The sequence below is a fragment of the Hymenobacter sp. UYAg731 genome (genome assembly GCF_054061335.1).
In genome coordinates, this window is record NZ_JBSSEC010000012.1 from 1 (window position 1) to 26,867 (window position 26,867).

Annotated in this window: 22 protein-coding genes; 14 read left to right on the plus strand and 8 right to left on the minus strand. The window is 57.4% G+C overall.

Going from position 1 to position 26,867, the window contains the following annotated elements:
• The first annotated feature begins 115 nt into the window (after nucleotides 1-115).
• The 6 genes from ACVWYF_RS22450 to ACVWYF_RS22475 all read left to right on the plus strand — a co-directional run bounded on the left by ACVWYF_RS22450 (nucleotide 116) and on the right by ACVWYF_RS22475 (nucleotide 5,107).
• Nucleotides 116-241 (plus strand): hypothetical protein, encoded by a 126-nt coding sequence (locus ACVWYF_RS22450; protein ID WP_457072429.1) that lies wholly within the window; start codon nucleotides 116-118, stop codon nucleotides 239-241.
• Nucleotides 242-438: 197 nt separating this feature from the next.
• Complete coding sequence (locus tag ACVWYF_RS22455; protein ID WP_457072430.1) at nucleotides 439-1,710, plus strand: hypothetical protein; 1,272 nt, start codon at nucleotides 439-441, stop codon at nucleotides 1,708-1,710.
• Between the two features lie 71 nt (nucleotides 1,711-1,781).
• Complete coding sequence (locus ACVWYF_RS22460; protein ID WP_457072431.1) at nucleotides 1,782-2,921, plus strand: hypothetical protein; 1,140 nt, start codon at nucleotides 1,782-1,784, stop codon at nucleotides 2,919-2,921.
• Complete coding sequence (locus tag ACVWYF_RS22465) at nucleotides 2,918-3,886, plus strand: hypothetical protein (RefSeq protein WP_457072432.1); 969 nt, start codon at nucleotides 2,918-2,920, stop codon at nucleotides 3,884-3,886. The genes ACVWYF_RS22460 and ACVWYF_RS22465 overlap by 4 nt, the downstream gene beginning before the upstream one ends.
• On the plus strand, nucleotides 3,883-4,098 hold the full coding sequence (locus ACVWYF_RS22470) for a hypothetical protein (protein ID WP_457072433.1): 216 nt from the start codon (nucleotides 3,883-3,885) through the stop codon (nucleotides 4,096-4,098). Before ACVWYF_RS22465 ends, ACVWYF_RS22470 begins: the two co-directional genes overlap by 4 nt.
• A gap of 4 nt (nucleotides 4,099-4,102) precedes the next feature.
• Nucleotides 4,103-5,107, plus strand: coding sequence for a hypothetical protein (locus ACVWYF_RS22475; RefSeq protein ID WP_457072434.1), 1,005 nt, complete (start codon nucleotides 4,103-4,105; stop codon nucleotides 5,105-5,107).
• A gap of 403 nt (nucleotides 5,108-5,510) precedes the next feature.
• Here ACVWYF_RS22475 and ACVWYF_RS22480 read toward each other — a convergent pair whose 3' ends face one another.
• Nucleotides 5,511-5,741, minus strand: a complete 231-nt coding sequence (locus ACVWYF_RS22480) for a DUF4158 domain-containing protein (protein WP_457072435.1) — start codon at nucleotides 5,739-5,741, stop codon at nucleotides 5,511-5,513.
• A 151-nt stretch (nucleotides 5,742-5,892) separates the two neighbouring features.
• Between ACVWYF_RS22480 and ACVWYF_RS22485 the strand changes: the two genes are divergently transcribed.
• Complete coding sequence (locus ACVWYF_RS22485) at nucleotides 5,893-6,465, plus strand: recombinase family protein (RefSeq protein ID WP_457072436.1); 573 nt, start codon at nucleotides 5,893-5,895, stop codon at nucleotides 6,463-6,465.
• 144 nt (nucleotides 6,466-6,609) lie between these two features.
• Here the strand turns inward: ACVWYF_RS22485 and ACVWYF_RS22490 are convergent, their stop codons facing one another.
• Entirely contained in the window at nucleotides 6,610-8,145 is a 1,536-nt protein-coding gene (locus ACVWYF_RS22490; protein ID WP_457072437.1) for a hypothetical protein, read from the minus strand.
• Nucleotides 8,146-8,513: 368 nt separating this feature from the next.
• On the opposite strand from ACVWYF_RS22490, the gene ACVWYF_RS22495 reads away from it, so the two are divergent.
• Together ACVWYF_RS22495 and ACVWYF_RS22500 are read left to right on the plus strand one after the other, a co-directional pair.
• Nucleotides 8,514-8,720 (plus strand): hypothetical protein, encoded by a 207-nt coding sequence (locus tag ACVWYF_RS22495; RefSeq protein WP_457072438.1) that lies wholly within the window; start codon nucleotides 8,514-8,516, stop codon nucleotides 8,718-8,720.
• Nucleotides 8,721-8,820: 100 nt separating this feature from the next.
• On the plus strand, nucleotides 8,821-9,024 hold the full coding sequence (locus tag ACVWYF_RS22500; protein WP_457072439.1) for a hypothetical protein: 204 nt from the start codon (nucleotides 8,821-8,823) through the stop codon (nucleotides 9,022-9,024).
• A 104-nt stretch (nucleotides 9,025-9,128) separates the two neighbouring features.
• Here the strand turns inward: ACVWYF_RS22500 and ACVWYF_RS22505 are convergent, their stop codons facing one another.
• Nucleotides 9,129-9,572: a hypothetical protein gene (locus ACVWYF_RS22505; RefSeq protein WP_457072440.1), complete on the minus strand. Its 444-nt coding sequence runs from the start codon at nucleotides 9,570-9,572 to the stop codon at nucleotides 9,129-9,131.
• Between the two features lie 1,290 nt (nucleotides 9,573-10,862).
• Complete coding sequence (locus ACVWYF_RS22510; RefSeq protein ID WP_457072441.1) at nucleotides 10,863-12,623, minus strand: ABC transporter substrate-binding protein; 1,761 nt, start codon at nucleotides 12,621-12,623, stop codon at nucleotides 10,863-10,865.
• A 234-nt stretch (nucleotides 12,624-12,857) separates the two neighbouring features.
• On the opposite strand from ACVWYF_RS22510, the gene ACVWYF_RS22515 reads away from it, so the two are divergent.
• Together ACVWYF_RS22515 and ACVWYF_RS22520 are read left to right on the plus strand one after the other, a co-directional pair.
• On the plus strand, nucleotides 12,858-14,378 hold the full coding sequence (locus tag ACVWYF_RS22515; RefSeq protein WP_457072442.1) for a hypothetical protein: 1,521 nt from the start codon (nucleotides 12,858-12,860) through the stop codon (nucleotides 14,376-14,378).
• Between the two features lie 1,023 nt (nucleotides 14,379-15,401).
• Nucleotides 15,402-16,565, plus strand: a complete 1,164-nt coding sequence (locus ACVWYF_RS22520; RefSeq protein ID WP_457072443.1) for a RepB family plasmid replication initiator protein — start codon at nucleotides 15,402-15,404, stop codon at nucleotides 16,563-16,565.
• 496 nt (nucleotides 16,566-17,061) lie between these two features.
• Here the strand turns inward: ACVWYF_RS22520 and ACVWYF_RS22525 are convergent, their stop codons facing one another.
• Both ACVWYF_RS22525 and ACVWYF_RS22530 read right to left on the minus strand, forming a co-directional pair.
• Nucleotides 17,062-17,358: a hypothetical protein gene (locus tag ACVWYF_RS22525; protein WP_457072444.1), complete on the minus strand. Its 297-nt coding sequence runs from the start codon at nucleotides 17,356-17,358 to the stop codon at nucleotides 17,062-17,064.
• A gap of 101 nt (nucleotides 17,359-17,459) precedes the next feature.
• The gene (locus ACVWYF_RS22530) at nucleotides 17,460-18,116 is read right to left on the minus strand and encodes an AAA family ATPase (RefSeq protein ID WP_457072445.1); all 657 of its coding nucleotides are present in this window, start codon (nucleotides 18,114-18,116) and stop codon (nucleotides 17,460-17,462) included.
• Between the two features lie 524 nt (nucleotides 18,117-18,640).
• On the opposite strand from ACVWYF_RS22530, the gene ACVWYF_RS22535 reads away from it, so the two are divergent.
• On the plus strand, nucleotides 18,641-20,890 hold the full coding sequence (locus tag ACVWYF_RS22535; protein WP_457072446.1) for a pectate lyase family protein: 2,250 nt from the start codon (nucleotides 18,641-18,643) through the stop codon (nucleotides 20,888-20,890).
• A gap of 495 nt (nucleotides 20,891-21,385) precedes the next feature.
• Nucleotides 21,386-24,469, plus strand: coding sequence for a lantibiotic dehydratase (locus ACVWYF_RS22540; RefSeq protein ID WP_457072447.1), 3,084 nt, complete (start codon nucleotides 21,386-21,388; stop codon nucleotides 24,467-24,469).
• 13 nt (nucleotides 24,470-24,482) lie between these two features.
• On the opposite strand, the gene ACVWYF_RS22545 is transcribed toward ACVWYF_RS22540, so the two are convergent.
• Entirely contained in the window at nucleotides 24,483-25,217 is a 735-nt protein-coding gene (locus ACVWYF_RS22545; RefSeq protein WP_457072448.1) for a LytR/AlgR family response regulator transcription factor, read from the minus strand.
• Nucleotides 25,218-25,220: 3 nt separating this feature from the next.
• Entirely contained in the window at nucleotides 25,221-26,264 is a 1,044-nt protein-coding gene (locus tag ACVWYF_RS22550; RefSeq protein WP_457072449.1) for a sensor histidine kinase, read from the minus strand.
• Between the two features lie 318 nt (nucleotides 26,265-26,582).
• On the opposite strand from ACVWYF_RS22550, the gene ACVWYF_RS22555 reads away from it, so the two are divergent.
• Nucleotides 26,583-26,711 carry a hypothetical protein gene (locus tag ACVWYF_RS22555; protein ID WP_457072450.1) on the plus strand — a complete coding sequence of 43 codons (129 nt, stop codon included), beginning with the start codon at nucleotides 26,583-26,585 and terminating at the stop codon, nucleotides 26,709-26,711.
• The last annotated feature ends 156 nt before the right edge of the window (nucleotides 26,712-26,867 follow it).

The following is a 26,867-nucleotide window of genomic DNA, read 5'->3' on the forward strand; positions in this document are numbered from 1 at the left end:
TGGAGCTGACCTCCGTGAGCTGCTGCTTCGACAGCTAGGAAACGCTGTCACCTCATTTACGGGGAAGCCGAAAACCGTCCAGAGTAGGCAACAAAACAACCACACCCAATACCCTATGAACACTGAACTGACCACTGCCCAGGAGCTGAACGACAACCTGTTCGTTATCGAGCTGGAAGAGCGCCTTGAAATGGTAGAAGCCCAGGAGGCCATCTCCGTGAGCTGCTGCTTCGACAGCTAAGACCGGCCCACCAGCCAATGTCTTTTGACTAACTGAAAAGCAACAGGGGGAGTGACGGGTATGTGCCACACCATACCATCACGGTAATCGACTATCTGCCACAGATAGCACTTCGTGTACTTCACCACTTCATTCCCCCTGTTCTTTTTTATCTGCATCTCCCGCGACTCGCGCGCCAATCCCAAACCCAGACAGACATGGAAAACAACAATCAAGCGCGCCTGAGCTCACTGGCGGTGGTGCAAGTATCGGACACCACGTTTGCCCTCGAATGCAACAACAAGCTGTATTACATCGGGGCGCTACTCTTCAGCATCATTCAGCAAGTCAAAGCCGGTCAATCGTTTCCTGAGATTCAGGCACGCGTGGCCGCAGAATTTAACCAGGCACTGTCGCGCGAGAAATTCGACCAGATTCTCGACGATACCCTGGACAAAATCATTGCCGCGGCCAGTGCGCCGCCCACGCGCAACCAGAACTACGTGTACGGGCAGGTCAAGCTCATCGGCGAACGCACGCTCGCACGCCTGACGCGGCACCTCGATTTCCTTTTTCACCCCCTGGTCGGCCCGGTCCTGCTGGCGCTGGCGCTGGCCGCCACGGCGTCGTTCCTGTTCCGCCTGCACCAGGCGCAGGTGCTGCACACCCCCATCTCGCCGGCCCACGGCCTGGCCATGGTGCTGGGAGGCTATTTGTTTTTTGCGGTCGTGGGGCTGTTCCACGAGTTAGGTCACGCCACGGCGGCGGCCCGCTACGGCATCATCCCCAAGGAAGTAGGGTTTGGCTTCTACCTCGTGCTGCCGGTGCTCTACACCGACGTGACCAAGATTTGGGTGCTGCCCAAGGCCAAGCGCGCCCTGGTGAACCTGGCCGGCATTTATTTCCAGCTGCTGCTCAACATTCCGTTTTATGTGGCCTACGAAGCGGCTGTGCGCCACGGTGGCCCCGCGCAGTACCTCATTCTTTCCTTCTTCCTGACCAACGCAACCCTGGCGTTGTATTCGCTAAACCCCTTTTTTCGCAACGACGGGTACTGGCTCTTTAGCGACGCGTTTGCCGTGCCGAACCTGTCGGCGGCCGCACGGGGCTATCCCGCCAAGTGCTGGGCTTACCTGCGCCACCGGGGCCAGGTCCCGTTTCGCAGCCCCGGCCTGGCCGTGTCCGGCGAGCTGGCCCTGCTGGTCTACGCGGTGGGCCGTCTGGCCGTGATTTCCTGGTTTTCCTACCTGGGCTATTCGGGCTTCTACCACAGCTACCAGGAAACGGTGCAGCGCATCTACCACCAGGGGCAATTTGCCCACGAGACGATGTTCGAAAGCACGTTTTACCTGCTCAAAGTGGCCGTGTTCTGCGTGCTTTTCCTCGTGCTCATCTACCGCACGTTCAAGCCCATGGTGCAGCGCGTGCTGGTCCGGCTGAAGTCCGAGCCGGTGGCCAAAGCGCAGCCCCCGGTGGCCGTGCCCTCCTGACCGAATCCGGGCCCGTGCCGCCCGCTGTGTCTTTTTCACCATTTATCCTTCTCCTCAGGACCAATTGAGCCATGATAACGACCGTTGATGAGTACCGGCAAGCCACTGCGGCCCTGCGCCACTCGGTGCAGCAATTAGGGGAAGGCTTAGAAGCCAACGTGCATCAGATGGGCGATTTCCTGCGCTACCGCGCGGCCAAGCGGCGGTTCTTCCCGGAGCACGCCGCCGACGACCTGGCGTTTTTTCTGGACACCCAGTACAACATGCAGCTCAGCGCCCAGCTCGAAAGCAAGGTGTCCGGCGCGCTGCTGCTGGGGCAGGCCCGCGCCGAGGGCGACACCGCCTTTGTGGAGCAGCAGGGCCAGCAGGCCTACATCTTCTGCACCTTCCACTTTGGTTCGTATCAGATGGTGGGCACCCTGCTCCGCAAGCTGGGCTTCGATTTCTCGGTGCTGACCCTGCGCGAAGGCATCACCTCCGACATGCTGCACAAGGCCGCCGCCACCGACCGCCTCGACGTGCTGCACGCGGACTCCCCCAGCGTGATGCTGGAAATGCACAACACGCTGCAAGCGGGCAAAAGCATCATGGCCTTCATCGACGGCAACCCCGATGCCGTGAGCGAGGCCAACAGCAAGTCCTACGCCCGGGTGGACCTGCTGGGTCACAAGCTGCTGGCCAAAAAGGGCATTCCCAGCCTGGCCTACGCTGCCGGCGTGCCCATTGTGCCCATCGTGTCGTACCGCGTGGGGCCCGATGACGTGCGCGTGGTGTTTGGCGCGCCCATTGTTCCCAGCCGGGCCGTGCCGCGGGCTGCCTACGTGCAGCACGCGCTGCAATCCTGCTACGGCCTGCTCGAGCAGTACCTGCGCACCCGCCCCGAGCAGTGGCTCTACTGGCGCATGATTCATCACTACCTGGACCTCGGCGGTGCCGCGGTGGCCAGCGCCGGGCCGCCGCTCGTGCCCAGCTATTACACCTTCAACCAACAACGCTACGAGATGTACCAAGGGCGGCAGTACAACTACCTCTACGACCAGCACCGCCACGAAGCCTTCGCCGTGTCGGCCAACCTGTTGGCCTACCTGCGTTACATCGTGGCCACCCCCGACACCGCCGCAGCCGTAGCGGTGCGTATCAACCCCACCCTTCGGCAAGAACTCCTCGCCAAGCAGGTCCTGCGGGGCGTATCCCCCGAAGAACCGTCATGATACTGGTCCTGGGCTACGAAGAATACGAGCAGGGCACCGACCCGGTCATCAGCTGGCTGCTGCACTACCAGGTGCCGTTTGTGAAGGTATCGCTGGCCGACCTGCTCAACCACCGGGTCCGGTACGTGGTGGACCTGCCCAACCGCGATGTGCTAATCGATGGGCTGAGTGTCAAGAGCCTGATTACCACCATCTGGCACCGCCGCTTTGTGGGCGCCACCAATCGCCTCGTTTACCCGGCCGCGCCGCACACCGACCAGCTGACCTTCGAAGTACGCACGGAAATCCGCGACCTGGTGGACTACCTGGAACTCCTGTTTCGGGACAAGACCTGGCTCACGCCTTTTCACCAAATCAAGGTCAACAAACTGGAGCTGCTCGATGTGGCCAGCCGTTGCGGGCTGCGGGTGCCCCACACCCGGGTGCTCAACAACCGCCGCGACTTGCGTGCGTTTTACCAGCAACTCGACGGGCAGCTCATCAGCAAGCCCATTGCCGACGTGCGCAAAAGTTATCAGCACGAGGGCTGCACCTCCGTGGTGCTCACCACGGCCATCGACGAAGCGCGCATCGCCGCGCTGCCGGCCACGTTCTTCCCCTCCCTGTTTCAGGAGAAGGTGGCGATAGACTTCGAAATTCGGGTTTTTTACCTTGACGGGCGGTTTTTTGCCACCGCCGTCCTCAACAGCGCCCAGCGCAGCGTCGACAAGAAGCTGGATGGCACCGCCGCGCATGTACACCATGTGCCGTACCGGCTGCCCCCTGCCCTCTCGGAGGTGCTCGACACGCTCATGCGCACCATCGGGCTGAACACGGGCTCCATCGACTTAATCCGGACCGTGCAGGGCGAGCATGTGTTCATCGAAGTGAATCCGGTGGGGCAGTACCTGGCCGAATCCACGTTTTGCAACTACGCCCTAGAAAAAGAAATTGCTGACTGGTTAATCAAACAAGAAGCCGCATGAAAGTGCTCGACATTCACTCCCTCTTCCCGGAAGAGCTGCTGACGCAGTTGCCCATCAGCTACCGCTTCATGGTGAAAACCGACGCGAGCACCTTCGCGGAAAACTACGAAGGCCGGCGCTTTAGCCGCAGCGCCCGGCACCACTCCCAGCACTACATCGGCACCGCCCCCGGCAAGCCCGTTTCCAACCTGGTGATGCAGGACTACCTCTAGCGCCATGTCCCCCAAACCCTACTTCTGCCTGTACGCCCACAACATTTCGGTCGGGGGCAAAGCGCGTAGCGCCATCTACGACTTGCAACGCGGCCAACTGGTGGCCATTCCCAACGTCCTGCACCGCATCTTGCTGGACATGCGGCAGCGGCCCTGGCGCGCAGTGCAGCAGCAGTACGCCCCGGATGACGCCGCACTCTTCGGCAAATACCTCGCGTTCCTGCTGGAGCGGGACCTGGGCCTTTTCGTGGACGACCCGCTGGACTTTCCGCCGCTGTCGTTGCAGTGGCAATCGCCGCATGCCGTGCTAAATGCCGTCGTCAGCTACGCGTTTGAGCAGTATGACCTGGCGGCGGTGCTCACGCAACTCGACGCGCTCCAGTGCCGGCACCTGGAGTTGCGGCTCACGACCCGCGCCGGGTGCTGGCCCGAAGTGCTGCGCTTGGCCGATGCACTCGTTGACAAAAGCTTTCAGTCGGTGACCCTGTTGCTGACCCATAGCCCTGCGCTGGCCGACCCCGCCCTGGCGGACGCCCTCTACGCACGATGCCCCAAAATCCTGTCGTTGGTGGTCCACGCGGCCCCAAGTGCCCGCGCCAGCACGGTTCACCCCGGCAAGGTAGCATTTATAACGCCGGACCTGCGCCGGGTGCCGCCGCGTCCGCGGTACGTAGTCAGCCTGCCGTATTTCGCCGAAGCGCAGCGGTTTAACCCGTACTACAACCGCAAGCTTTGTGTGGACGAAACCGGTGCCATCAAAAACTGCTTGCTTCTGGCCGATAGTTTTGGCCACGTCGATGAAACCCCACTGGCCGAAGTACTCGCCTGCGAAGCGTTTCAGGTGCTGTGGCACGTCGCGCCCGACCGTGTGGCGGGGGTGAAGGACTCGGAATTGCGCTACGCGCTTTTCTCGGCTGATTGCTTGGTCGAGGACCCTCACTCGGGGCTCTTCGTTGCCCTTCCCCACCCGGTACTGGCCAGCTACCGCGAGCCGGTGGAGGCAGGCTAAGCCGCAGCCGGCACCCCGCAATGGCAGCGCGTGGACGGCGGAGCCGGGGCAGACGAGCTGGCCCGCGCGGCGGACGGCGGCTACGTGGTCAGCGGCCAAGCCGCGTCGGGCGCAACGGGCACCAAGAGCCAGCCCAGCCGCGGGCAAGACGTTTACTGGGTGGTTAAGCTCGATGCGCAGGGCGCGAGGTAGTGGGACCGCTCCTACGGCGGCCCAGACGCCGAATGGCTCCCCAAGGTGCAGCCGACGGCCGACGGCGGGTGCCTGCTCGGCGGGCAGTCCCGCTCCGGGGCCGGGCCGGAGAAGAGCCAGGGGACCGCCGGGGACGGCCGCTGCGTACAAAGGCTGGGTCGAAGTGGTCCGCTAACGGGCCTTTTTATAGCAGCGGGGGGAGAAAATTATTCTAAGCCCTTTCCGGCGGCTTTCGTCGGTTGCGTAGCCCGTTGGGTTGTACTTCCACTTGGCTGGGGAGGGTGTACTTGCCCAGGCGGTTGCCGTCGCGGCGCTGGCGCTGAATAAACTCGCGGTCCGCGCCGGTCAAGTGAAAGTACTGGCGCAGGTCGGTTTCGCTGAGTACGGCGGGTACTTGTTGGTAACCCTGGCGTTCGGGTGCGGTAAGAAAGGGTGAAATCATGTGTCTGGAGCAGGTTCAAAAAGCCATAGCTTTCCGGACCATGCTTCACCGAGACCAGCCCCAAGGACAAGAGGTCGAAAAGGTAGGGCCAGAAAGTCGGGCCAAAAATAAACAAGGGTTTATCTTTGTGAACCTGACTTTCTGGCCCCACATGAACAAAACCTTTGGCTACGCCCGTGTCTCCACCCTCGACCAGAACTTGGACACCCAACTCGACATCCTGACCAAGGCCGGGTGCGACCGCATTTTTCAGGACAAAATCACGGGCATGAGCCTGCAACGGCCCGCGCTCGGTGAGCTACTGGGCTTGTTGCGCGAGGGGGACACGGTGCTGGTGGCGCGCTTCTTCCGCTTGGGCCGCAGCCGTGACCACGTCATTCACCTAGTCAACTCGTTTCACCAGCGCGGCATCCACTTCAAAGCCCTGGACCTGGGCATTGATACCACGACGCCAGCGGGCAAATTCATGCTCTCAATCTTCGCCTCGCTGGCTGAGTACGACCGCGAGAGCATCTTGGAGAAGACCAAGGCCGGTCAGCAGTTGGCGGCCGCCCAAGGCAAGCACATCGGCCGGCCCAAAGGGCTCGATGCCGACAACCTGGGCAAAGTAAAAAAGGCGTTAGAAAAAGGGCTCTCCGTGGCCGAAACCGTGGAACTGACGGGCATCAGCCTCTCCAGTGTCAAGCGCTACCGCAAGTACCTGCTGGCAATGCTGAGCCACTAGCCCAAGCAGCCGAAAAGGGCTTAGCGTAATTTTATCCCCCCGATGCTATAAAAAGGCCCCTATAGCAGTAGTTTTTGACTTCGAATAAGCATTGCACTCCGCGCTCCAGGGAAGCGCGCCAAAATCCGCGCCGGGAATGCGTGGCTACGGGCGGACCTGCGCTCCGAAGGCCACCGGCACGGGGAACGGCTCGCGCAGCATCTCCAAGATGAGCACCCACAGGTGTTCGTACGGAATGATTTCAATTTCGGCGTAGGCCTCCCCAGGAGGGTTGGTGCTTTGCAGTTGCTGCAAAATAGCCTTTCCGCCTTCTGCCGCCTGTTTCGAATGGAAGCCATTGTCCACCATGATGCGCAGCAGACGCAGAAACAGCTTGCTGCGCATCATGCCGCTGCCCACCATGTGCCGCTGCTGGTACTTGCGCAGGCGCTCCAGGCGCACCATGACTTCCTCGAAATTGCGCTCACGCATATAAACCAGCATTTGCAGGACCAGGATGGCCAAGTTCAGCCCGCTCTTATCGCGGCTGAACTCCGGCAGCATGAGCGCCCACCGGGCCATTTGCACCCGGCGAGCGGGACCTATCCGCTGCGCGGGATGCACGAAGTCGCTGTAAGCCTTGTACAAATCCCAGCGTTCCAACGCCGCCGGGCGCTGCTTGGAGAAGGCCGAGTTTTTCATCACCGTCGTGAACAGCTGCTGCGCGTAATCGTAGTTCTGGGCGTGCAGGGCTAAAAGCACATGGTTTTCCTGAAAAAACAGCCAGTTACTGGAAGAAGGGTGGAAGTCCGACATCGCCAGCTGCGCCAATTTCAGGCCCTTGATGGGCTGGCGGCTGCGCAAATGCGCAAAAACGGTCATGAAATGGTTGTAGCGCTTATCAAACCGGCGCTCATTGAGCTTGCCCTCGCGCAGCTGCTTGGTGGCCAGCGCCGTCAGGCGAATAATCTCCGGGTAATTCCCCTGTAGCTCGTGGATGGCCAGGCGCAGGCGGTAGAGATAGTTGTAGGTATTGAATGTTTTGGCCCGTCGGTGCAGCGCTTCCAGCTTCTCCAGGTGTGCCGGTAGCTGGGGTAGCACGGCCCGCCGGCTGCTCACGGTGCTGGCCAGGGCCAACTGCGTCCGGGCGTGCAGCCGCTCGGCCTCGTCTTCCAAGGATTGGGTGAGCTGGGCCTGTTGAAGCACCTTATCCGTTTTCTCAAATAAGTGGGCCTTGCGCATCTGCGCGTAAAGCGTGCTTAGCATCCGGGCGCACTGCACGATGTACTGCGTGAATTCCCCCTTTTGGGCCATGCTCAGGCAGCGCTTAAGCAACTGCTCGGTCAGCACATATTCGCCTTCGGCGAAGAGAATGCTGATTTTATGCAGCAAGTCGAGGCATTCGTTCTGGTACCGGCGCGAAACTAGGTGGCGCGAGTCGGAGTGGTCGAGGAAGTACAGGTGGTTAAGTAATTTGCTGCGTACCCGCGACTGGAGCTTCTGCATCGCCCGGACATTGGGAGCCGATGCTTTGCCGTACAATGCCTTAACCAGCTGGTTCTGGGTGGTATCTGGTGCGTCAAGGAGAGCATGCACCAATTGATATTCCTTGGTTTTATGCCCGGCATACAAGTCAAGCACCGGCACCGAATGCAGCGCCCGCGATGTCACAATTCGCGCAAGATTGGAAATATCATTCATGCAAAAATAGCGCTGGTAGGCTGGAATCAGTGTTTGTAAACCTGGTCATGCGTAAAAACACATGTCTTAAAAACGAGACGTGTTTCCTTTTTTCATTTGTGGATACACCTCAACTTTGTATCGTGATAATACAGCTAATTTTTGGCTAATATGTCACATACAGGCTATATTTTGTAGAAATACGAAAATATAATCTCAGCTGATTTACTGCATTTGAGGTTATGTTTTTCAAAATCTTAATTATATTAAAGAATTACTTGTATTATTCATTGTCTGATTTACACTAAGAGTGTCCTTTTTTGGCCTCTGGGGGTGCCCTAATTTTGTTGTGTTCTTAATTCATACACAAACACTTACCCCCCCTGGCCATGTTCGACTTCTTCACCATCGCTCTGTTTCAGCTCGCCACCGTCTTTGGTTATGCTCCTACGGGCCAGCCGAACGCCAACGACTCGTCTCCCGCCCAAACGGAGGCCGATGGAACGGTTGGCAGCGGCGGCTGGGGCAACGATGTAAACGCTAACGATGGAACGGTTGGCAGCGGCGGCTGGGGCAACGACATTATCGGCAAATAAAAAGCTGCTGGACGCTGGATGCGCGGTACGCGCCCAAACCAGTAGCACAGCACATGGCTGGGGCAACGAACGGCTGAGCTACATCTTTGCACCGCGGTCAGTGCCTGAAACCTGCGTACCGCTGCCGTGGCTTCAAGACGCCGAGTGCATCGAACTGGAGCGGGGCACGGGCTACACGATGCCCGTGAGCTGCAAGAGCTTGCCCAAACCAGTCGTGCGCTGCATCGCCCAGGCTTTATGCCTCAGCATGTACATCACGCCGGTGGTCCTCGTAGGTGCGTCAGCCGGGGCTTGCAACCCATAAACCAGCCCGTTTACCGTTGCGCAGTACTGGCGCGACCTTCGGTGTTCCGACTTTGGCGGGGCCAGTTGCCCGCCCCCCGAGGGCCCGCGTTGGTCCCGGTGCTACTAGTGGAACGAAGTGAACGGGCCAAACCCCCCTTCGTCGAAGCAATACAGGATTGAGCGGGAACGCAGCGCCATATCGGTGGCCCGCTTGGCGGCCGCCTTTGCTTTGGCCGGCGAGATTACAACCGCTTTTTTGGCTGCTGCCCGCTTGCCGGAGGCAGGGTCGGCCGGGTTGCTTGCCACCTCCTGTAGGGCTCGCACCGGCGGTCGCAACGGGTTAAACTCCTTCTGCTTTCGCTGCCGGATGAAGGTTTCGTCATAGGAAACGTAGTATTTCTTGTCGAGAATACTGGCCCGGGAGACGGCCATTGTTAAGGCTTGCCGGGTAACATTCAGTGCTTCTGCGCAGGCAGTAACGGTCTCGTATTCACGGATGTAGTTTTCACGGCCGTCGAAAACGTACACTTTCTTTAAATTGCGGGCGTGGCTGGATAAAGCAGGCATGAAGTGGTAGGGGAAAGGATTAGACAACTGCCAAAGAACCGCAATAAAATTCTTTCTGCCGAATTTTCAATAGTCGCGGTCTGGGGAAAATGTGAGTACCAGGAAAGCTTTTTGAACTCCCCAAATTTGCAGAAAATGCTATAAAGCAGCCCTTATTTATAGAGCAGCAGTGGAGGTGAAAATCGGGTAAAGCCTGCTGTAATGACTGGTACTGGACCCGAAATCCCAACAAGTTAACGTCAAGTCATTGGGGAATATTTTCCTCGACGCAACCAGCATTCGTCGCTTATTGATAGCGGTTAAGCGAGTAAATGTACCCGTTTGGATAAAGCGGCTATTGCCACTGCTTAGCGCTTTGCTATCTTTGACCCATAAGTACCCCGCACGGGCTGGAAATGTGGAAAGGAAGGACCTTCTCGTGCTGCATGGTCTTGGCTGAACAGGTGGGGTAGACACCTCTAGGCCGAGCCTGCTACTTAGAAGGCCGTTGCAGCAATGCAACGGCCTTTTTTTGTGTATGTATCGGCAAATTAAGCATGCCGTTCCCGCAATTTTCGAACGACACCATAAACAACTACTCTTTATTAAAAAAAAGTCCCATCGCATGCGGTGGGACTTTTTTTAATAAAATTACGAGCCGTATTGGTAATCAGACTGGCGGGGGCCAACCGGACTGACTGGGTAGAATCCTTATTTACAATGCGGCTCGATAGGCTGAAAAGTGGAAAGGGTGATTTGCTATTTCATCAAACGCTGAGCGCCTGATTATTCTGTGCGAATTAGAACAACTCTTTGGCGGACAGCCAGCAACTATCAACTAGTGGCTGGTTTTCAACGCAAATTTATCCCGTCAAGTAGGCAATGTAAAAGGAATATATTTGCCACGGTGTTATTGTAATTATTTTTGATATATTTAATAATATTTTATTACATACAATTGCAAATTGCTGATTATAATCAATTTGCAATTGATACCGGGTTGTTGGTTCCGTATCGGATAGAGTATTTTGTGACATATCAAACGCCCTATGCCTATTCCAAATGGGAGCGAAATATTGCCATTAATTGCGCGGTAGCTGACAGAAAGGACCTCAGTATTTGTTCATAATGCACTGATTACAAGTGCAATTTTAAAACAAATACTTCTGTTTTCCGGGCAAAGCTGCCACTATCGCTGTGCAATTTGAAATGGCTGAATTGGAGCCCCGCCTGGGAGACCCGCGAGCCGGCGCTGATGCCGGCCCGATTGAACCCAGCGGCCAATGGGAAGCTTCTCTGTTACAGAAACCGCTAATGGGCCGGGGCCAGATGGTAAATGGTAGAGGCCAGGTAACCAGGCTTTAGGCTCATGACGTTTACCCCCGCTACGTCCTTGCTGGCAATAACGCGGTTGGCAACGAAGTACAACGGCACCAGCGGCATCTGCTGCTGCATCAGGGCCTGAAACCGGCGCAACAGCAAATCGCGCGCGGCCGATGACTCGGCGGCGGCCACCTGCTGCATCAGCTGGTCCGCTGCCGGCGAAGCAAACCGGGTCAGGTTGCCTTCGCCAATACCCGGGGTGCCGAGGATGGGCAGAAAGTTGAATAGGAACGGGTTGCCTTTGATGCTCTGCACGTACACATCGAAGTCGCCCGTTTGCAGCAGCCCACGCAACACGCCCGATTCGGTGGGTGCCAGGGTGACCGGAATGCCCAGGCCCTTGGCAGCGCTGGCAAATTGCAGGGCCACGAGCTCGTAATTGGTGTCCCCGCCCCGATAGCGCACCTGCAGGCTTAACGGCTGCTCGGGGCTTTTTCCCCGCTCCCGGCTCCACCCGGCCGGCCCACGGTGCCACCCGGCTTTCGTTAACAGCTCGGCGGCCGCGCTCGGACTGTAAGGCACTAGTTCTAGGCTGTCGTTGTATTTGCCTTTCTCCTGCGGGCTGACGAGGCCGACCGTCCGGAAGCCTTTGCCCAGCTGGCTGGCCTGGCGCAGCTGCTCGGCGTCGAAGAGTCGGCTCAGGGCCTGCCGGGTGGCCGCGTCGTGCAAGGCGGGCCGGCTGGTGTTGAAACCAGCCGTCATCACTTCGTAGGTTGGCGAGGTATAAAAAGCCAGTTTCTGCTGTGCCGCCGCTGAGTTTTTCAGCCGTTCGAATACCCGTGCCGGCACGTTGGGAAATACGTCGAACTGCCCGCTGCGCAACGCCAGCGAGGCGGAGGATTCGTCCGGGATGATGACGTATTCCAGCCGTGAGGCCTTGGCTTGAAACAACACGGAGCTGCCTGCTTTATCGCCCCACCAGTTCTTTTTGCGCACGAAGACTACCTGCCGGTCCCGGCTCCATTCCTTTAGCGAGTAGGCCCCGCACCCACTCAGCTGCTGCGGGTGCTGTGCCGGGCTAGCGGCCGTGTACCGGGCGGCTATCAGTTGCTGCACCTGGGCCAGCTCCGCGCGCCGGCTGGCACTGGCCCGGCCCTGAAACTCGGCCAAGGTATACTTTCTCAGGCGGCCCTCCGGGTCGAGCCCGGCCTCCTGGACCACGGGAAAATCCCCCGAGGCCTGCACGTAATCCGGGGCCTTGCCTTTGCATAAGAGCGTGAACCGGCGCGCGTCGCTCGGGTCCGATTTTATATCCCGGATAAAGGCTTCCTGCATCTGAAACCCTTCGTTGGGCACGCCCTTGCAAAAAAGGAGCTTGAGCGTGAACGCGACATCGGCGGCCGTGATGGGCTTGCCCGAGTCCCACGTAGCCACTGGCCTCAGGCGGTAGGAAAGCAGGGTCAGCGAATCGCCGCTGAAGCTCACCGTGGGTAGGGCTTCGGCCAAAAAAGGCTCGAACTTTCTGGTTTCGGGATTAATGGCCAGCAGGCCGCCGTTCAACAAGCCCTGCGCCTCGACGGCGTTCTGGTTAGGCTGCGTGAGCGGGTCCAGTGCTTCCGGGTCCCGGGCCCAGCGAATGCGAACAGGGGCATCAACGGCTTGGGGCTTCGAGGGCGAAGAACAGCTGCTCGTGGCTCCGGCCGGTACGGCCAGGGAAGCGAGCAACAGAAGACGAGGCGTGTAAGCCATGCAGACAGATTGAGAGTACCAGAACGGTGAAAATCCTGTTGTATACCGCAAACCAGGCAATTCCCAGCAGCGGGGCGGTTTCCGGTTGCCCGGTAAAGGTAGGATAAAGCAGAACGTGCGTCCGCCGCGCTTTATTTTTACTTTTTATGCTTGGATATATTAATCATTTATTCCCCGACTGAGCGGAAACAGATAATTCCTGCCTTTTCGCCGCCCTGTCGGATACGTTACCAAATGAAAGATTCTCGCAATCTGGCTCGCCTCATCATCAATCGCCGGCAGGGGCAAGTACCGCTGCTTGATTTTGAGGCCGGCGATAAGGTCAAAGAAAACCGGTTGGTATCGGCCCTGGCCGAAGGCAAAGAGCCCACTCGGAACCAGTTGGTTCGCTCGCTCTACGACCAGCCCTCGGCCAAAAATGATACTGCTTTTCGCCAGCTGCACTCCCGCGTTTTTGGCAAACTGCTCAACCACCTCTACTTCCTCGACCATTCCGACCCCCGTTTTTCGGTTTCCCGTCGGTATCAGCTCGAATGCCTCGACCTGCTGCACAAGGGCCTGATTCTCTACCAGGAAGGGGCCGCTACGCTGGCGGCCCGGCTTTGCGTTAGCTGCTTGGCCAAGGCCAAGCAGGATGGCTTTACGGCCCATGCGATTGAGGCCGCGCAGCAGCTGCGCACCATTTATGCCGAAATGCAGCAGGCGAAGAAATTCCGGGCCGTGGTGCAAGACCTGGAGCGCCTGCAAGCGCTCCGGCGGCTGGAGGAGCAAGCCGAAGCGGTATACGCCGACGTGCGGTTGGCGCGCACCGGCCCGGTGGCCCAGCTCGCCACCGTGCTCGCCGCGCTGGAGTCCCGCCTCGAACAGCTGCGGCAGCTGCACCTACAGGCCCAGACCCCCGGCACGGCCGACCTCTACTACCGGATGCAAATGGTGTACCTGGAGCAATCCGGTGACTACCATGGCATCATTGACCTTACCCTGGAGTCGGAGCGCCAGCTGGCCCGCGGGCAGTTCAACGCGCATCGGTTCGATGTCCGCTTTAACCTGTTCATGAGAATGTATGCGTACCTGTTGACCCAGCAACCAGAAATGGGGTTGGAGGTGGCCCGGGAAGCCGAGAAGCATTTTCACCCTACGTCGTTGAACTGGACGTATTTTGAGGAGCACCGCCTCTTGCTGGCCCTGCACGCCGGCCAGTTTGACCTGGCCCGGCGGGTGGTGCAGCGTGCTCATCTCAACCCGGTTTTTGAACGGCAAAGCAAACGGGCGCAACAGCGCTGGGAATTGTTCGGGGCCTACCTGGATTTCGTGCGGCCGCTTGCCAAGCCCAGCCCCGCCCGCCGCCGGCAGCTGGGCAGGCTTGCGCTAATGATGCCCGAATACAGCCGCGATAAATGCGGGCTCAACGTTGCCATTCTGGTTGGTCAGGTGCTCTATTTCCTGCAGGAGCAGGATGCCGAAGCCGTGGTGCTCCGGGTGGAGTCCCTGCGCAAATACCGGCTGCGCCACTTGCGGGAAGCCACCAATCAACGCACCCGCCTGTTCCTCCGCTTGCTTCAGCTCATCTCCGATGAGCATTTTGACCCCACCAGGTGTACGGAGCGCGCCGTACCGCTCCTGCACCAGCTGGCCAACACGCCACCGCCGGGCGAGGCGTTTGCCGAAGTTGAGATAATTCCCTACCCGCTTCTCTGGGGAATCATCTTGCAGCAGCTCCGCACCTCCCCACCGGTGCTCAAACCCATCCCGTAGCCCATCGGGCACCGGCAAGCCCGCTAGCCAGCTGGTTGGGGCCCCGCTGTGCCGCCCACAACCGCCCGGCGGACCCGCACGGGGGGGGAAGCCGCCTCCGAAGCTGAGTCATGCTAGGCGCAGTCCAGACGCAACCCAGACGACGCGGGGGGAGGACAGTAGGTGTTGCTACCGTCAGGGCCGTATTCGGCCAGTGAGCGCCCTCCTTTCACTTCTGTCGGAGAGAAGCGTACACTGCAATTCATGCGTGCCCGGGATGCGGGATTGGTGCCAAAAGAATCACTCAACGGCAGCCCCAACCCGCTCAGCCACAAGCGTACTGCAGCGTATAGCAGAAGCAAAGCTCAACAATACGCTAACCTATTCAACTGAAAGTCAATACATTTACTAGTATAAAAAAGCATAAAAATTCCCCGCTTGTGCCTTTTTTTACTCTTCTTTGCCTGAGTGCCCCAGCGCCTTGCTGCGGGTAAAAGTGCGGGGGACCGCTGCATTTTTACCCGCACATTCTGAATTTATACAACCACCCCAATTTTGTAGGGAGTTCACCCCAATTTTGTAGGGAGTTCACCCCAATTTTGTAGGGAGTTGCTCTGAAATTCAGGCGTATAATATTATATATTTTACTGATTAACAAGTTCTTATGATTTAACTCCCTACAAAATTGGGGTGCCCGCGCCATCGACTAACTGTGGTACATGGACACCTAGACATGTCTAAGGTTGAAACTCAAAAAAACAGACGACTAAAATAAACTAGCTGTTATTGTTTATTAAGTTTATATAGTTTACCCTGTCCGTAAGTTGTTGTAAATAAGAAAGTTCTGAAGGTATAACCCTACAAAATTGGGGTGAACTCCCTACAAAATTGGGGTGAACTCCCTACAAAATTGGGGTGAACTCCCTACAAAATTGGGGTGGTAAGGGCTTTTACTCCCTACAAAATTGGGGTGAACTCCCTACAAATAGATTATTTGTAGGGTTATGCAATTTTACCTACTTTTGAAGCACCCTTTCTCGAACTATGAATATTCCCGCTCCTCCCCTACCGGCAGTTGTTCCACTTGTGGTCCAACACAATGCACTCATCAATGCCCGCTTTTTGTTTGGACCGCTCGAAACTCGGTTATTCCTGCACCTTTTGGGCCGAGTGGGTCGAAATGACACTCATTTTTCCTTATGTCGGGTTGAGGTAAGTGAGCTAATTGGGGAGTCAAGCAGCCAAAACACGTACAAAGTTGTAAGGGAAGCCGTGGAAAAATTCGCTACCCGCACCCTCACAATTGAGCAGCTCAGCACCCATGGCCGCCGAGGCCGCCAGCCTGATTTTGTCGTGTTACCCCTGCTTTCCATCGCGCAATACCGTGGTGGTGAAGGCGCGGTAGAGGCGCGCTTCAACGATGCTGTTATGCCGTACCTCTTGGAGCTGCGAGACAACTTCACGAAAGCTCAGCTAACCGAACTGCTCAAGCTTAAAAATCCTTATTCGCATCGCATCTATTGGTTGCTCCGGGAGTACGCGGCTTTTGGTCAGCGTTTGCTAAGCTTAGCGGAGCTGAAAGCAATGCTGAAGCTTGGCCCTGGGTACGACAGGTGGGATAATTTCAAGGCTCGTATTCTTGACAGAGCACAGGAGGAACTCGCCGCTACGGACCTCCCCTTCACTTACGAGGCTCTGAAGCAGGGACGCCATGTTACTGACATCAAATTCATGTTCGCTCCGGTTAAGGCTCAGCTACCTGCGCATATGGTGACAGACGATGGCTGGGAGGCTCTTTTGCTTGCCTCGGGCATTTCCTCGAAAAGTATGTTGAAGGTTCGGACGCAGCTGGATGCTGGCTTCTACGATGAAGGGTATATCCGGTATGTGGTGGCGACAATTCGGGCTCAGGTCGCAGCGGGTAAGGTTAAAAAGGAAGGGGGAGCAGTATTTAAAGCGCTTACCGAAGGGTACTTCTTAGCCGATTACCAAAAGCCTAAAACTCCCACAAACAAAGGGCGCGTGTCAAGCAGTGCAAACCGACAGCAGGAGAAGCTGCGGAGCCAGATAGATGACTTACAGATTTCACTTCGATGGATGCAGCACGAAGCACCAGAGGCCTTGTACCCAGGTGACAAGCGTATGGAAGCGGCAATGAATATTGAACAACAAATCGCAATGCTAAACGCCAAACTCACGACCAAGTGAAAATCATGATTGATGTTGGTATAACAAATAGATAACTAGTGTGTTGAACATGAATGATTACACTGTAATACAACTGAAATTACAACTGCTTATACAAGTAAATTGACAACTGATAACACAACTATCATGAGTATACGTTGCCTGCTTGTTTTACTGGTATTGTAATCAAACAGTGAAACTTACTGGTACTTCTGTTCCCCTTACGAAAGCAGACAGCATCTTCGTTTTCCGTCATCACCACCAACCCCTGCAGGACCAGTTGTAACAACTCCTCAACCCAGAACGAGCCGCACAGGCGCAGTTGCTGAGGATGGGCAATGTGTCGGGCCACGACCATCAGTTCACAGATAAGCAACTACCGGAAGTAGATTAGCTGTACGAAGTAGTCGTGCAGAAGTAAGGGTATTCAGCATGACCGGATTGGATATTACGGTTACTTTTGCACGACTACTTAACAACTATTATTGCAACTGTTTTTACAACTAAATAGAGTTGTTTATTTGGATTCTTTTTTGATTTTTTCTTTAACCGCTGCCAATACGAAGTCGTGTATGGAAATTCTATCCCGTTTAGGTAAGATATCCTGAATAGCGCGGATTTGAGCCAGCTCGCTCTCATAAATTTTAAACGTAAAAGATTTGAGCTTATCCTCGGCAGGCTCCGGTGTCTGCGCGATTGGAGTTGGCTCTTCTAAAATGGAACCACCCTTGTTTATCATCGCCTGCATGGCTGGATTTGACATTGCAGCAGAGGTGGGGCCAATGGGAGGGAGGCCCAGCTTTGGTTTCTTCATGGTTGGGATGCGCTTGTAATAGCTGGGATGACACTTACAACTGATTTAAGTTGTAGAAAAAGTTGTGAAACAGGTTGTGAATAAAATTCTCTATGCAGTTGTCATTTGCTTTCGGCAGCGGCCTTCTGTGTGCTCATACACAAGTCGTTGATTTCTGCAATTGCCTTCTCATCCGTTGGTTTTATTTCCATTGCGCCCAAACCGGCAGCGGCAGCGTTTGCAAATGAAATTCTGTTCCCAACAGCCGTATCCAAAAACTCCAAAAGCTCCGACCCGCGTAGGAGTTCGGCCGCTTCTTCTTTGTATGTGCCGCGAGCGTCTGCCTTGTTAATGAAGGTTAGGCAACGGAGGGAAGGGTTGAATGGGAGAACCTCTGCGACGAGGTTTTCTACTTTCCTCAAGGTCCAAATGTCGAGTGAGCGAGGGGCAAATGGGACTAGGTACACATTGGAAACTGTTAAGGCAGACCGTTGACTGACTGTATCACGGCCGCCCGTATCAATTACGATATCATCACATTTGGTGGATAAGCGCATCACTTGGGCATTCAACTCGCGCCCTGTTACTTTGACTGCAGTGTAACCAATCTCACCATTCAGGGTCTGATGACGGAAAGAGGTGAAATCAGATGCTGACTCTTGGTCGTCCGCATCTATGAGAATAACATCCCGGCCCTGTTGAAGTAGGAATACCGTTAGATTGGTTGCAATCGTCGTTTTGCCACTGCCGCCTTTAATGCCACCTACTGTGTATACCATGTTGTGTATTTGAAAGTGGTTTTAGTTGTTAATGCAGTTGTAAAGCTAGTTGCTGATTGACTTCTGTGCAAAGAACTAGGTTAATCCGTTTGATGCAGCAGCATATATTATTAATTATCTGATATTTACGTATTGATTTTGCGCCCGGCAATGAAGCCGGGAGTGGACTGGATTATATCACCCGAAGCACGCGGGCAACCTTGGGCACAGAGCGTAAGCCTTCCCCGGCAATGGAGGCCATTGCCTATCCCTCCAAACCACTTCAGCCCATCCCCAACCACCAAAGCGGTAAACTACCTGTGCCACACGAAGCCGTTTCCACGCTGCCAGCTACACAGGCGATGCCGTGGGAGCGGCCGTTGTTTCCCAACCCGATTCGTTCGGCATCGTTCCCGGCATCGTTTGCATAACTTAAGTCATGCGTATGGTTCGCTAAACACTCATTTACTGAAGCTTAGCGGTAGGTTTGTGCTGACCCTTTTCACCAATGGCCGCTGTCGTTACCCACCCAAACGTCTCAGACTATGAAGCAATTGCTTACCCTTTTTTTGATGCTGGCTTCCCTGGCTCTGCGGGCCCAGGCTTTAACCATCGTGGAATCATCCGGTTGGCTGGAATCAGCCTATGTGCGGTGGCAGCCAATCACAGTTGCGCAAAGCTATAACGTGTACTACAGCGGCGGAGGCATTGTAAACCAGAAGCTGGACGACCAGCTTATCCGAAACTATGGCTCCTTTTACCGAGCCGATGCCCTGGGGCTTGCGCCGGGAACCTACACGCTCAAAGTTGTGCCCGTTATCTCGGGGGTAGAGGGGACTGCTACGGTGACCAGCTCCCTGACGGTGCTGGCCCAGGACCGTGCCGGGTTTGCTTTTAGCAATGGCCGGGTGCCGGGGGCCTACAACGCCAACGGCACGGTGAAAAGCAACGCGGTGGTACTCTACATCACGCAAAACACCAAGAATACCGTTTCCCTCAACGTGACCGGGGCCACGGTGAACCCGTGTGTGGGGCTGCAAACCATTCTGGAAGGTTTCAAGAAGGGCCGGGATGCGCGGCCGCTGCTGGTGCGGTTGGTGGGGCAAATTACCGACCTGGCTTACATGCAAAGCGGAGACATTGTCATCGAGAACGGCAATTTTGCCACCGGCTACATCACCCTCGAAGGCGTGGGGAACGATGCCGTGGCGGATGGCTGGGGAATTCGGATAAAAGGCGCTTCCAACATTGAAATTCGCAACATCGGGGTGATGAACTGCGACAGTGACGAGGGCGACAGCATTGGCCTGCAGCAGGACAATGATTACATCTGGGTCCACAACGTCGATTTCTTTTACGGACACGCGGGCAGCGACCCCGACCAGGTGAAGGGCGATGGGGCGCTGGATTGCAAAAAATCGACCTATGTAACCTTCTCTTATAACCACTTCTGGGACACGGGCAAGTCCAACCTCTTGGGCCTGAGCGAAGCAACTACCCAGGGCTTGTACATCACCTACCACCACAACTGGTACGACCATTCAGATTCCCGTCATCCCCGGGTTCGGTTTTATTCGGCGCACGTCTACAATAACTACTACGATGGCAATGCGAAGTACGGGGCCGGCGCTACGTTGGGCTCCTCCGTGTTCATGGAAGGTAACTACTTCCGCAACTGCAAGTATCCGATGCTAACCTCCATGCAGGGTTCGGATGTCTACAACCCGGTTACGCAGCGCAATGACTACGTGAACATGCCCATTTTCTCCAAAGAGGACGGGGGGACTATCAAGGCATTCGATAATTACATGGTCGGGCAGCTGCGCTTTGTGCCGTATGGCGCTACCGGCTACCCAAGTTCTACGGCTGATTTTGATGCGTATGTGGTTACCGCCAGAGCCCAAACGGTCGGAAGCACCATCGCGTCGGCCTATGGCAGAAACACCTACAACAACTTCGATACAAACCCGGCCATCATGTATACCTACACGCCCGATAGCCCAGCAGCGGCTCAGGCAAAGGTGATGCTGTACTCGGGGCGCGTGAAGGGTGGCGATTTTCAGTGGACCTTCAACAATGCGGTTGATGATGCCTCTTCTGCAGTCAATTTGCCTTTGCAAACGGCCTTGGTAAATTACACCACCAGTCTGGTTTCTGTTCAAGGCGTGGTACCGGCAACCCCTGGCCCTGGCCCTGGTACCGGCACGTCAGGGATGGTGCATAATTTCACCGTGGCTGGCACCACCAGTTCCTTTTATACCATCACCGGAAACCTTTCAACGTCGCAAGGGACGGTAACTTATAATGGCTTGAGCCTGACGCAGTGCCTGAAACTGGAGTCATCAACGAGTATTGCCTTTACGACTACCGCTGCCGCCACGCTAACACTGGTGTTTAATGATGCTTTCAGCGGCACGATTAAAGTGGACGGCACCAACGAGACGGTAAGCGCCGGCCGGCTAACGCTGGCCCTCTCCGCCGGCGCTCATCAGCTCACCAAAGGCTCCACCGCGAACCTTTATTACATGAGCACTGCCTATGCGGGGGCCTTGGCCACCCGGAGCCAGGCCGGACAGCTGGCCATTAACGTCTACCCAAATCCGGCGGGAGATGAAGTGATGGTGGAATGGAAGAGCCAGCGGGCGTTTTCGCTCTACACTATCACGGGCAGACTGTTGAAAACGGGAATCACCAATCAGGCTTTTGACTTGAAAGATGTGAAACCAGGACTGTATCTGATTCTGATTAGCGACGAAGAAGGGCACCTGTGGACGAGCCGTTTGTCCAGGCAATAAGTCACCATCACACAAACAGCAACTGCCTGGAAAGCCGGAAAAGCCGGCTTTCCAGGCAGTTGCTGTTTAACGCTGAGCGGACCTGGGGCAAGCAGTGGCGCAGCAGGTACCGCAGACGGCGGTTGGCGGTGCCGTTTTTATCGACATCGTAGGGCGTGGCGCGCGCACTCCAGATGGCTCTACGGCGGGCCGAAGTCAGGCTCGGACTCAGCCACCACATTGCCTATTACAACGCCGGGCGCCGCCATTCTACCCTCGGCTACCACTCGTCCAACCACTTCGAAACCCACCTGCAAACCACGTCCCAACTGTGCCCGGCTTGGCTAGACCACCTCAGGCAGTTTTTTGTGTTACTTTCAGTGCCCAATGCTCTGGCCTGGCGGCAAGGGCTGCCCCGGCAAAGCCCGCCCCGGTTTTGCTTCCCTTTCTTCTACTGCCTCCTGCGCCTTGAAAACTTCAATACAGACCGCGTACTGCTTTCATCCTTCTCTTATTATGCGTACGCCGGTTAACGCGTTTGTCGGCGATTTTGACGAGGACACCGTGCGGCGGCAAGCCAGCAACCCCGTCTTTGCCGAGGCCCTGTACCTGGCCTCGCCGAGCCTGTACGACGAAACCCGGCGCTTGGGGCAGAGTGCCAGCGCCGACGCCAAAAAGGAAGCCCGGGCATGCAACAGCCTCTTGCGCTACTACGCACGAATGAGTACGCGCTGCACGCCCTTTGCCCTCTTTGCAGGGTGCGCCGTAGTGCCCTGGGGAGCGGGCAGCCCAATTGTGCGAGACCCCGCCCAGGACAGCCGGCATACCCGCCTGGACATGCATTACCTGTGCGCCCTGGCCCGGGAACTGGCCATGTATCCGCCCGTGCGGGAGCGGCTGCGCTATTTCCCCAACAGCAGCCTCTACGCTGCGGGCGAGGCGCTGCGCTACACCGAGTTTCGGCAGGAAGCCGGCCAGTTTGTGCATCAAATCAGCTCGGTGGTGGCGTCGGAGCCATTGCAGCGGGTGCTGGCGCGCAGCCGGCCCGGTGCCACTTCGGCCGAGCTAACCCAGGTGCTGCTCGGCGATGGTACCGCGCCCGACGAAGCCCAGGCCTTTGTTGAGGAATTGATTGACGGGCAGCTACTGGTGAGCGAACTGGAGCCCACAGTGACGGGCCCCGAGTTCAGTGCTCACGTCACGGCCGTGCTGGCGCGCTTGCAAGTGCCAACCCCCAGCGCGGCGATTGGGGACTTGCAAGCGGTGTGGCAGGAGGTGCAGGCGGCCCTGGCAGCCCTGGACCAGCCGGGCGCGGTGAATGCCCGCGAAGCGTACACCGCCATTCTTGAGAAGCTTCAGCAGTTGGGGGCCTCCGTCGAAGAAAGCAAGCTGTTTCAGACGGACCTGACCTGCGGCCTGACCCAGGGCACGCTGGACCAGGCTTTGCAGGCCCGGCTCCTCGACGCCTTGGGGGCGCTCGCGTACCTGGCCCAGCCGCCCACCCACGCGCGGCTGCAACGGTTTGCGCAGTTGTTCACCGCCCGCTACGAAGACCAGGAGGTGCCGCTGCTGGAAGCCTTAGACGATGAGAGCGGCATCAGCTACGCGGGGCACGACAACAGCGCCTTCTCGCCGTTGGTACATGACCTCACCGCTTTGGCCGACGAGGCCCCGAACCGGTCGATTGCGCTAAGCGAGGTGCAGTACTTTTTGTACCAAAAACTTCGAGCCGCCGACCGCAACGGCGACTACAACGTGCGCCTCACCAAAGACGAGTTGCGGCAGTTTGAGGAGCCGGCCTGTGCCCTGCCGCCGTCGTTCTCGGTAGTGTTTTCCTTCGGCGAAGCCCAGCAAATCGTGCTGGAATCGGTGGGCGGCTCCAGTGCGGCCAATCTGCTGGGCCGGTTCGCCCACGCCGACCCCGCCGTGGCGCAGGTGGTGTGCGACATTACCGCCTGGGAGCAGGAGCACAACCCCGGGGTACGGTTTGCCGAAGTGTGCCACCTGCCCACAAGTCGGGTGGGCAACATCCTGCTGCGGCCGCACTTCCGAGCGCTGGAAATCCCATTTCTGGCCCAGTCCACGCTGCCCCCCGAGCAGCAGGTGCCCGCCCAGGACTTGCTCGTATCGGTGCGCCGGGGGCAGGTGCTCTTGCGCTCGGCACGGCATAACTGCCTCGTGGTGCCGCGCCTGAGTACGGCCCACAACTACACCTCCCGGGCGCTGCCGGTTTATCACTTCCTGTGCGACTTGCAAACCCAGGGCGGGCAGTCACAGTTGAACTTAAGCTGGCAGGCCGTATCGCTGTACACCAAGTTCTTGCCGCGGCTCACCTACGAGCAGGTGGTGCTTCAGCCCGCCACATGGCAGTTAGAAGCCGGTGATTTTCAGGAGCTGCTTGGCGGCCCGGCAGAGAGCCTGGACGCACGCTTTGGCGCTTTTCGGGCGCGCTGGCACCTACCGCAACGCTTCACCCTGGCCGACGGCGACAACGAGCTGCTGGTGGACGCCCACCTTCCCGCCACGGTGCGGGCTTGGCTGGACCTAGTGGCCCCGCGCGCCAGCATCCGCCTGAAAGAGTTTCTGTTTGACCCCGCCCACTGCCCGGTGACTGACGCCGCGGGCCGGCCCTACGTGAGCCAGTTTGTGGCCTCGCTGCTGCGCGTCACGCCCAGCTACGCGCCCCCGGCGCCCCTTGCGCCGCACGGGGCGGTGCCGCGCAATTTTGTGTTGGGCTCGGAGTGGTTCTACACCAAGCTGTACTGCGGGCCCAAGGTAGCCGACCAGCTCCTGGTGGACCTGGTGGGGCCGCTCACCGAAACGCTGCAAGCCCAAGGGCTGGCCGACCGGTGGTTTTTTGTGCGCTACGCCGACCCAGACACCCACCTGCGCCTGCGCCTGCACCTCGCCGACCCGGACCGGCTTGGTGAGGTGATTGGTGTGGTCAACGAGTACCTGGAGCCTTACCTGCGTTCGGGAGCGGTGTGGAAGAGCCAGGCCGATACCTACTCCCGTGAGCTTGAGCGCTACGGCTCCCATACCATTGAGGAAGCCGAAAACCTGTTTTACGCGGATAGTCACCACGCCGTGGCGCTGTTGGCCCACAGCGCGGCCGTGGGCGGCCCGGATGCCGAGCCCTGGCTCTGGGGCCTGCGCCTCATCGACTCGTTACTCGATGCCTTCGAATACACCCCGAAACGCAAGCTGGCGCTGCTGACGCTGCTCCGCGACGCGTTTGCCCGCGAGTTCAAGGCCGGCAAGGAACTCCGGCTGCAACTCGACGCCAAGTACCGCGCACATCGGGGAGCCATCCGTCGGGTGCTGCTGCTCGACGAGGCCGAGGCCGCCGCCACGGGCCAGCCCTTCGCCCTGCTGGCCTACCACCGCAGCCCAGCCGTGCAAGCGCTGGCCCAACGGGTGCTGGCCCTGCACCTGCGGCAAGAGCTGGAGGTTGACCTCGACGAGCTGCTGGGCAGCTACATTCACATGCTGCTCAACCGCCTGATTTCAGCCCAGCCCCGGCTGCACGAGTTGGTGTTGTACGACTTCCTGCATCGCCACTACCGCTCGGAGCAGGCCCGGGCCTTAGCTCCGGGCTAAGGCAGCGGGCCGCTTACTTGCGATTGCCGCCCATGATTTTCTCTTGCAGCGCATGAAAAAACGTCGTGCGATACGTCTCGCCCAACGGCACGTACGCCTTCATGTCTTTGAGCAGAATCTGGTTGCCGTCGAGGGCCTTGATTTTAGCCAAAGACACGATGTAAGACTTATGCACCCGCATGAACTGCTTGGCGGGCAGCTTTTCCTCCAGGTCTTTAATGTTGAGCAGCGTGATGATGCGGTCGTCGTGGGTGAAGATGGACACGTAGTTCTTCAGCCCCTCGACGTAGACGATTTCGTCGAAATTGACCTTCGACATTTTGCCTTTGTTTTCGGTTTTGACGAAAATGTAGTCATCCTCCTTGTCCGGCAGCTGCCACTTGGCCGACGGCTCTACGAACAGGTTCAGGGCCTTTTGGGCGGCTTTCAGAAACCGCTCGAAAGAAATGGGCTTGAGCAGGTAGTCCAGCGCGTTCAACTCAAAGCTTTCCACGGCAAATTCGCTGTAGGCGGTGGTCAGGATGACCTTGCTGCGGCCGTTGAGCAGCCGCATGAAGTCGATGCCCGAGAGCTGGGCCATGTGAATGTCCAGAAAAATGAGGTCGACGGGCTGGTTTTGAACCAGCACCAGGGCTTCGAGCGGGTTGGTGCTGGTGCCCGTCAGCGAGAGGAAGGGGGTTTTGCTAACGAAGGTGGTCAGGATGTCCAGAGCACCTTGTTCGTCGTCGATAATGAAGCAGGAAATCATGTTTTAAAGCTCAAGGAGAAGAGTACATGTGTAGGAATCGGGACCGTCTTCCACCGTCAGCGAATGACGGTTGGGGTAAATGATTTCCAGGCGCTTGCGGGTGTTGGCGAGGCCAATACCGGTGGTTTTTTCCTTGGGGCCGGTGCGCTTCTTGTTAAAGGTGTAAAAGTAGAGCCGGTTATCCTTGATACGCAGCTGGATGAGCAGTGGTGCGGTCGGGTCCGAGAGCTCGCCGTGCTTAAAGCAATTTTCGACAAAGGTGATGAGCACCAGCGGCAAAATCATCAGAAACTGGTCGCTGCCCTCCGTCTCGAAACGAATCTGCAAGCGGTTGCTGAAGCGCTGCTGATTCAGGGTGATGAAGTTGTGCATATGATGCACTTCTTCTTCCAATAGCACCTTGCCGTTGTCGCTCGTTTCCTTCAGCGCGTAGCGCATGATGTCGGACAGCAACAGAATGCCCTTGGCCGCACTCTCGGACAGCGGATACACCTGCGCATAGAGAAAATTGAGCGCGTTGAAAAGGAAGTGGGGGTTGATTTGGTTCTTCAGAAAGGCTACCTCGGCTTCGAGCAGGCTTTTTTCGGTGAGGCGCATCCGGGCTTCCTGCCAGCGCTGCTGCCGCTCAAGCATGATGGCATTGCGGGCAAACCAGTAGGCAAAGCTGGCCATGAGGAAGTAAAATCCGCGTGACACGGTCTGGGCCCAGAACATGTTCACATCCACCACGGGCCGCAGCATGGGCTGTGGCAGCGCCGGCAGCAGATGCACGTTGAGCAGGTAGCGCAGCGCCCCGTAGCCGGCGAACAATACCAGCACGCCCAGGGCAAACCGGCCGTAGAGGCGGCTCTTGTATACCGCCGGCAGCAGCCAGTGCCCGTTGCCATAGAAGAGCCCGGCATACAGCAGAAAATTCAGTCCCGTTTCCCAGTAGTTGAAGCCAACGATGTTGACAAACAGCAGTAGAAACGACTCATATAAAATGTATATAAACCATACTGTAACATGTATTAGTATAATTTCTACTTGTTTATGAGGAGATTTCATAGTAATCTAGCAGCTTCTCGAATCCGGCTTATGCCCAACGCTTATTCCTGAGCGCTTCATTATGAGAGCGAATAAACAGCTAAATGCCCGAGCGCCACGCGCCGTGCCCTCAAAGGAGAAGGGCGGTGGGGGAGGGCCTCCCGGGTTTGGGCCGGGCGAGGCTTGGAATGGTAGAGAAAAAGGCGGTTGGTCCAACCAATCGCCCCATTGGTGTAATAGTTTTTGCACCGATTGACGCCGTCGATAAGTTTGTTTCATCCAATAAGCAACACCACTTTTCCATTCTCTGCTTCACTCTTCACCTTTTTTCGCAAACCTATGAAAACCGCTACCGCTCCTCAGAAATTCAGCCTGAAAAAAACCGTCATTACCCGCTTTTCCACCGTGCAAACCGGTGCCAAGCGCATTACCACCACTTCCCTGGACACCTGGACGTCGATTCGGTAGGCTGTCCGCCAGGTGCCAGCTGCGCTGCAAGCTCTTTGTAGCGGCGGCGGCTCCGCTGGCCGTGGCCCCGGGGGGGGGGGGGGGGGCCCCCCCCCCCCCCCCCGGGGGGGGGGGCGCCCCCCCCCCCCCCCCCCCACACAAAAAACAAAACCACAC

Coding starts and splice junctions, on each gene's coding strand:
- ACVWYF_RS22450 (WP_457072429.1), top strand. CDS start 116: ATGAACACTGAACTGACCACTGCCCAGGAGCTGAACGACAACCTGTTC.
- ACVWYF_RS22455 (WP_457072430.1), top strand. CDS start 439: ATGGAAAACAACAATCAAGCGCGCCTGAGCTCACTGGCGGTGGTGCAA.
- ACVWYF_RS22460 (WP_457072431.1), top strand. CDS start 1,782: ATGATAACGACCGTTGATGAGTACCGGCAAGCCACTGCGGCCCTGCGC.
- ACVWYF_RS22465 (WP_457072432.1), top strand. CDS start 2,918: ATGATACTGGTCCTGGGCTACGAAGAATACGAGCAGGGCACCGACCCG.
- ACVWYF_RS22470 (WP_457072433.1), top strand. CDS start 3,883: ATGAAAGTGCTCGACATTCACTCCCTCTTCCCGGAAGAGCTGCTGACG.
- ACVWYF_RS22475 (WP_457072434.1), top strand. CDS start 4,103: ATGTCCCCCAAACCCTACTTCTGCCTGTACGCCCACAACATTTCGGTC.
- ACVWYF_RS22480 (WP_457072435.1), bottom strand. CDS start 5,741: ATGATTTCACCCTTTCTTACCGCACCCGAACGCCAGGGTTACCAACAA.
- ACVWYF_RS22485 (WP_457072436.1), top strand. CDS start 5,893: ATGAACAAAACCTTTGGCTACGCCCGTGTCTCCACCCTCGACCAGAAC.
- ACVWYF_RS22490 (WP_457072437.1), bottom strand. CDS start 8,145: ATGAATGATATTTCCAATCTTGCGCGAATTGTGACATCGCGGGCGCTG.
- ACVWYF_RS22495 (WP_457072438.1), top strand. CDS start 8,514: ATGTTCGACTTCTTCACCATCGCTCTGTTTCAGCTCGCCACCGTCTTT.
- ACVWYF_RS22505 (WP_457072440.1), bottom strand. CDS start 9,572: ATGCCTGCTTTATCCAGCCACGCCCGCAATTTAAAGAAAGTGTACGTT.
- ACVWYF_RS22510 (WP_457072441.1), bottom strand. CDS start 12,623: ATGGCTTACACGCCTCGTCTTCTGTTGCTCGCTTCCCTGGCCGTACCG.
- ACVWYF_RS22515 (WP_457072442.1), top strand. CDS start 12,858: ATGAAAGATTCTCGCAATCTGGCTCGCCTCATCATCAATCGCCGGCAG.
- ACVWYF_RS22520 (WP_457072443.1), top strand. CDS start 15,402: ATGAATATTCCCGCTCCTCCCCTACCGGCAGTTGTTCCACTTGTGGTC.
- ACVWYF_RS22525 (WP_457072444.1), bottom strand. CDS start 17,358: ATGAAGAAACCAAAGCTGGGCCTCCCTCCCATTGGCCCCACCTCTGCT.
- ACVWYF_RS22530 (WP_457072445.1), bottom strand. CDS start 18,116: ATGGTATACACAGTAGGTGGCATTAAAGGCGGCAGTGGCAAAACGACG.
- ACVWYF_RS22535 (WP_457072446.1), top strand. CDS start 18,641: ATGAAGCAATTGCTTACCCTTTTTTTGATGCTGGCTTCCCTGGCTCTG.
- ACVWYF_RS22540 (WP_457072447.1), top strand. CDS start 21,386: ATGCGTACGCCGGTTAACGCGTTTGTCGGCGATTTTGACGAGGACACC.
- ACVWYF_RS22545 (WP_457072448.1), bottom strand. CDS start 25,217: ATGATTTCCTGCTTCATTATCGACGACGAACAAGGTGCTCTGGACATC.
- ACVWYF_RS22550 (WP_457072449.1), bottom strand. CDS start 26,264: ATGAAATCTCCTCATAAACAAGTAGAAATTATACTAATACATGTTACA.
- ACVWYF_RS22555 (WP_457072450.1), top strand. CDS start 26,583: ATGAAAACCGCTACCGCTCCTCAGAAATTCAGCCTGAAAAAAACCGTC.